Here is a 5,564-nt window from a genome sequence, read left to right on the forward strand (position 1 = left end):
AGCGCTGTCATCAATACGGCCTCAGTCAATTCGGACATGCCGAACCCCATACTACTCGCCTACGCGACCACAAAAGGTGCCATCCAAAACTTCACCGGCGGCCTGGCGCAAATGCTCGCCGAGAAAGGAATCCGCGCCAACGCCGTCGCGCCTGGGCCGATTTGGACACCGTTGATCCCGTCGACGATGCCGGAAGAAGCAGTCGAGAACTTCGGAAAGCAGGTGCCCATGAAGCGGGCCGGACAGCCGGCGGAGCTTGCGAGCACCTACGTCATGCTGGCGGATCCGGCATCGAGCTACACGTCTGGGACAACGGTCGCCGTCACCGGCGGCAAACCTTTCATCTGAAGGAGGGCCAGACTGAACCGTCCAGTGACTCTGGCGGCAGAGGTGCTTTGGCCCGTAGCGGCTGACCCCCGCAGGGTTACAGGCGCGGTGCGATGGGCTACGCTCCACTACTCTGGGCCCCGCGGAGAAGGTTCGATCCCAGTTCCTCTCCCTCCGCCAGCTCCCAGATTAAGGCCGAACAACCCTCGCTTGATCAGATCCGTGAATTAGTCGGGATAGGCATCGTGCCGCCGCCGGGGACGACTGATGGGCCGTAATCGTTCGGTCGCCTCGTCATCGAAAACCTAGCCTCCATTGCACCGCCACGACGGACTTCCACAAGGCTCGCCGCAGCATTCAGGTCAAAGCCTTACAGTTGACCGGCATGTTCCATAACATTCGATTTGCGAATGGCCGCTGCTGGCGCGGAGCGGGCATTCACTGAAACATCGACTTCAGATAAGTGCCATATGTGTGGAACTAAACGCAGGCGCTCCGGCCTCAGTCAATCAAGCACACAGCGCGGGTCAATATGTCTGGCGGGACCGTGAGGCCGAGGTTTCGCGCTGTCCGCATGTTGACCACCAACTCCGTGCAATGAAAGGTCTCGACGGGTAAGTCGCTGGGTTCAGTGCCGCGAAGAATGCGGCTTGCGTACCCAGCCATCTGATACGCCGCGCCGCGCAAACTGGTCCCATAGGCGAACAGTCCGCCGGCATCGGCCTGTGCCCGCGCTACTCCCGTCGGTAGGCAGTGTGCCAAGGCAAGTTCTGCTATGCGGGCGGCGTTCGCCCCATTGACCGGATGTTCGAGGACCACGAGCGCATCGGTACCCTCGCGCTGCATGGCCGCGAAGGCGTCAATGAGATCGGGGTCGGGACCGGCGATGCGGACGACCTGCGGACGCACCCCAGCCTCTTGCATGGCACTACTATGCACTTGCGTCAGGCAATTGGAGACGCCGCTATCCGCAAGCAACGCGATCCGCGCGAGGTCCGGTTTCACCGACCGCAGCAATGCGATGTGCATCCGCGCCTGATCGGGATCATAGGTCGTCATTCCGGTCATGTTGCCGAGGGGTTGTCTTGATACAGTGGCAAGACCGTCGCTGACGGGATCGACGACAACTGCATAAACAATGGGAATGTCCCTTGTGACCGTTCGCGCCGCACGGGCCGTCACTGCGCCGACCACCGCGATTAAGTCGACAGAAGCCCGGACCAGTTCACCCGCGAAGCCAAGAAGCCTGTCGGAATCGCCGTGCGCGACGCGCAGTTCATAACGGACGGTTTCCCTCTCGATGAAGCCGCAGTCGCGCATCCCAGCCTTAAAATTCTCGAGTGGACCCAGCGTGCCGGCCGCCATAATGCCGACGGTCGGCATCTGATCGCAGCAGGTCAAGACCTTCCTCCCTCCGCGCGGGGCATCGTCAATTAGCCTTGATGCCGGCCTCGCGGATGACCTTCGCCCATTTGCTGCTTTCCGTGCGGAACAGCGCGGCCGACTCGTCCGCGGTCATGCCGACTGCCGTAAAGCCGAGCGCCGCCAATTTTTCCTTGATGTCGGGCAGCGCGATCAGCTTGATGATCTCATGGTTGAGAAGCGCAGTGATCTCCTTTGGTGTTCCGGCAGGAACGACGAAGGCGAACCAACCCTCTCCCTCGATCTCGGGATAGCCAGCTTCCACCATGCTGGGCACATCGGGAAGCGCCAACGACCGTGTCTTGCTGGTCACTGCGAGCCCGCGCAGCTTTCCTTCCTTGATCTGTGGTACGGCGGGAGGCAGTGAGCTGAACACAATCGGGGTGTGCCCTGCGAGCGTCGAGGCGACTGCTTGGCCCGCGCTGTTGAACGGCACGTGCACAAGGTCGAGCCCAAGTGACAGGCGGAAGTTCTCGCCAATCAGATGCGGCGGCGTGCCGATGCCGGGGGATGCGAAGCTGTACTTGACGCCACCGGATTTAATCAGCGCGACGAGCTCTTTTACGCTCTGGACCTGGAGCGAAGGATGGGTCGAGAGCACAGTCGGCGCGCTGACGGCAACCGTGACCGGGTCGAAGTCCTTGTAGGGATCATAGGGCACGGTGTCGTACATCGCCGGATTGACGATGATGTTCGGAGGAACAACCAACACAGTGTAACCGTCGGGCGCCGCTCTGGCGCCCTGACCCATGCCGGTATTGCCGCCCCCGCCGCCGACATTCTCGACATAGAACTGCTTCCCAAGTTGCTCGGAAAGCTTATGCGCGGCGAGCCGCGCTAGGATATCGGCAGGGCCGGCGGGTGCGTAAGGCACGAGCACACGCACCGGCCGCGTTGGATACCCTTGTGCAAGCGCAAACGACGACGGAGCTGATGCAAATGCCGAGCCTGTCACTAACTGCAGAAACTGCCGGCGCAGAAGAGGCATGACCAATCTCCCTCTGAAGCGACCCAGGATAGCATTCGAACGAGAGAGAAGGTATTATATGGATTAGGCAAAATACATATGGGATTCAGTATGACTATAGAACTGCGGCACCTCCGGCAATTTGTGGCCGTCGCCGAGGATGGCCACATCACGCGAGCTGCAGAGCGGCTCGGCATGCAGCAGCCGCCGCTCAGTCAACGGATCAAAGCAATCGAAACCGAGCTCGATGTCCAACTCTTTCGCCGCAAGGCGCGCGGCGTCGAGTTGACTGAGGCCGGACGCGTTTTCCTTGATCGCGCTCGCGCAACAATCGCGCAATATGAGGGCTCATTTGAAGCGACACGTAGCGCGGCGCGCGGCGAGCAGGGCCGCCTCTGCGTCGGCGTGATGCCGACCGCGCCATTTCATCCCTTCGTGCCGTTCGTCATCCGTGCGTTTCGGACGGCCTTTCCGCTTGTGTCGCTGACGCTGGACGAGTGTCTAAGGAAGGAGGCGCTCGAACGACTGCGAGACGACCAGATGGATGTCGCTTTTACGCGCGCAGCCCTCGATGAATCGCAGAATCTTTCCGTCAATCCATTAATAGTCGAGCCGATGGTGGTGGCGCTACCGAGCGATCACACATTGGCGCGACCTGACCGCGGGGGCGCGCCAATCGCGCTGAAGGATCTCGCCAACGAAACATTTATAGTCTACGCGCGGCAGCTTGGACCGGCGTTCTACGAAGCCACGATGGCGGCCTGCCTCAAGGCTGGGTTCAGCCCTCGTCTTGGCCAGGAAGCGCCGCGCATCACGTCGGCGCTGAGCCTTGTCGCTGTTGGGCTCGGCATTACCCTCGTGCCCGCTTGCATGCAGCGTATGACGATGGACGGCATAGCATACCGCCAACTGAAGGGGGCCTCTCAGCCGAAAGCCGTCCTCAACCTCGCATCGCGCCGCGGCGACCCATCGCCGGTGGTCCGTAATTTCGTGACTTTGGTGCGGCGAGCCGCAAGGAATTTTCCCGTCGATCCAAAAAAAGATGACACGGTTCAAAGGTCCGGTTAGGGTCTTGGGTGTGTAGAAACGCAGCGGCGCTGCGATTGCGTAGAATGAGCGTTCCACCAAGTCTCGTTTCTGGTCCGCGAAACTTCGCCGGCTTGTTAGGTTGCGAATGATCTCGGAAAATTATTTCCGTCGTGTTCCGATCTTTTGAGTTTTTACACAGCCAGGGTCAAAAGCTGACTCTCAGGTAATGTCTGCTTCTGGGCGCTAGCGGATGTGCCAGCTCCTCAACGCATTCCGGTTAATTCGAATTGTGCAGCGCGGAACGCTGCTGTGCCCACGTCGCCGGCAGGAGCTTGAGTAGATCATCGAGCTGAAGCGTGGTGGGTTGGGCGCTGTTTCCCGGCGACGTCGCCTACGTCTGGCACGGCGCCTTACATGCTGCCACGGTCGCCCAAAGCCTTGAGACATCCGGCTTTGCCATTCGCGCACAGATTATCTGGGATAATACACGGCTGGTCATTGGCCGCGGAGACTATCATTGGCAGCACGAGCCCGCTTGGTATGCGGTCCGGAAAGGCAAGACTGGCCGCCGGGCTGGAGACCGCAAACAAACGACCGTCTGGGGCATATCGCATCTCAAGTCTGAAACGGGCCACGGAACGCAAAAGCCGGTCGAATGTATGAAGCGGCCGATTGAGAACAACTCGTCGCCAGGACAGGCGGTATATGAGCCGTTCAGCGGGTCCGGGACCACAATCATCGCGGCGGAAATGACAGGCAGGGATTGTTATGCGGTCGAACTGGCGCCGGCCTATGTCGATGTCGCGGTGCAGCGCTGGCAGGCATTCACGGGAGAACAAGCTCATCTGGCATCCAGCAGTATGACTTTCGAAGATGCGCGCCACGATCGCGGTGCTCAACCTGACCAAGTAGAGGTGGTTTTATTATGCGGGGCCGTAAGCCAAAGCCGACCCACCTAAAGCTGCTGGACGGTAATCCTGGGAGCCGTCGCCCCAATTCCAGTGAACCGGAACCTGCCCGCAGGGCGCCAACGTGCCCATTTCATCTTTGCCCGGCGGCAAAAGCAGAATGGAGGCGACTGGCGGCACAGCTCACCGTCTTGCGCATTCTCACCGAGCTCGATCGGGCGGCGCTTGCCGCTTATTGCCAGGCCTATGGACGCTGGCTGGAAGCTGAGCGCAAGTTGCACGAAACTCCCATGTTGCTAAAGCTTCCGTCTGGTTATGTGCGGCAAAACCCGTGGCTCACGATTGCAAATAAGCAGCTCGAGTTGATGCACAAATATCTAAGCGAGTTTGGGCTTTCGCCTGTCTCGCGATCAAGGGTTTCTTTAGCAACGCACGGAGCCAACCCGGAAGTAAGTTTGCGGGCCTGCTCGGAGCGCAAAGGCCCTGGATACCGGCGGACGAATTTTGAGCTAGTAAGCTTCGACGTCGGCTGCTGAGGCAAAAGCGGACGCTTGCTGAACTATGCCCAAAGTCGGCTTTTGACGGCGGGCTCAATTGGTCAGCGCAACACTCTAATCTTTTAGCAAAGATGGAGTGTGGGCATGAAACAGCGACGTCGCATTTATTACTCGACCGCTCAGCGGTCTGAGATCTAGGATCGCTGGCAGGCCGGCGAGCCGATGAGTTCGATCGGACGCCGATTTGACCGGGAGTCCTCGTCGGTCTTCTCTGTGATCTCGCCAACCGGTGGCATACGTCCTCCGGATCGGCACCGTGCCAAACAGGCGCTCGGCCTTTCTGAACGAGAGGAAATCTCTCGATGGCTCAGCATGCGCTGCTCGTTGCGGTCGATCGCGCGCCACTTGGGACGA

General features: G+C 60.0%; 6 protein-coding genes and 1 pseudogene. 5 read left to right on the forward strand and 2 right to left on the reverse strand.

The window, feature by feature from the left end; all coding sequences use genetic code 11:
• Window positions 1-348 (forward strand): SDR family oxidoreductase (locus N554_RS0129955; RefSeq protein ID WP_029586818.1); only part of this gene is annotated, 348 nt, incomplete at its 5' end.
• A 480-nt stretch (window positions 349-828) separates the two neighbouring features.
• Here N554_RS0129955 and N554_RS0129960 read toward each other — a convergent pair.
• Together N554_RS0129960 and N554_RS0129965 are read right to left on the reverse strand one after the other, a co-directional pair.
• Window positions 829-1,710 carry an ABC transporter substrate-binding protein gene (locus N554_RS0129960; protein ID WP_029586819.1) on the reverse strand — a complete coding sequence of 294 codons (882 nt, stop codon included), beginning with the start codon at window positions 1,708-1,710 and terminating at the stop codon, window positions 829-831.
• Window positions 1,711-1,756: 46 nt separating this feature from the next.
• Complete coding sequence (locus N554_RS0129965; protein WP_029586820.1) at window positions 1,757-2,737, reverse strand: Bug family tripartite tricarboxylate transporter substrate binding protein; 981 nt, start codon at window positions 2,735-2,737, stop codon at window positions 1,757-1,759.
• Window positions 2,738-2,827: 90 nt separating this feature from the next.
• On the opposite strand from N554_RS0129965, the gene N554_RS0129970 reads away from it, so the two are divergent.
• From N554_RS0129970 to N554_RS43235, 4 genes and pseudogenes are all read left to right on the forward strand, one after another.
• Window positions 2,828-3,784 (forward strand): LysR family transcriptional regulator, encoded by a 957-nt coding sequence (locus tag N554_RS0129970; RefSeq protein ID WP_197033802.1) that lies wholly within the window; start codon window positions 2,828-2,830, stop codon window positions 3,782-3,784.
• A 326-nt stretch (window positions 3,785-4,110) separates the two neighbouring features.
• Window positions 4,111-4,704, forward strand: a pseudogene (locus N554_RS0129975) (site-specific DNA-methyltransferase); the annotation flags it as partial.
• Window positions 4,671-5,189: a phage terminase small subunit P27 family gene (locus tag N554_RS39145; RefSeq protein ID WP_081851490.1), complete on the forward strand. Its 519-nt coding sequence runs from the start codon at window positions 4,671-4,673 to the stop codon at window positions 5,187-5,189. The pseudogene N554_RS0129975 and the gene N554_RS39145, both read left to right, overlap by 34 nt.
• 183 nt (window positions 5,190-5,372) lie before the next feature.
• Window positions 5,373-5,564, forward strand: a 192-nt coding sequence (locus tag N554_RS43235) for a helix-turn-helix domain-containing protein (protein ID WP_197033803.1), incomplete at its 3' end; no start/stop codon positions are given.

This window comes from Bradyrhizobium sp. URHD0069 (assembly GCF_000701345.1).
Classification (GTDB): Bacteria; Pseudomonadota; Alphaproteobacteria; order Rhizobiales; family Xanthobacteraceae; genus Bradyrhizobium.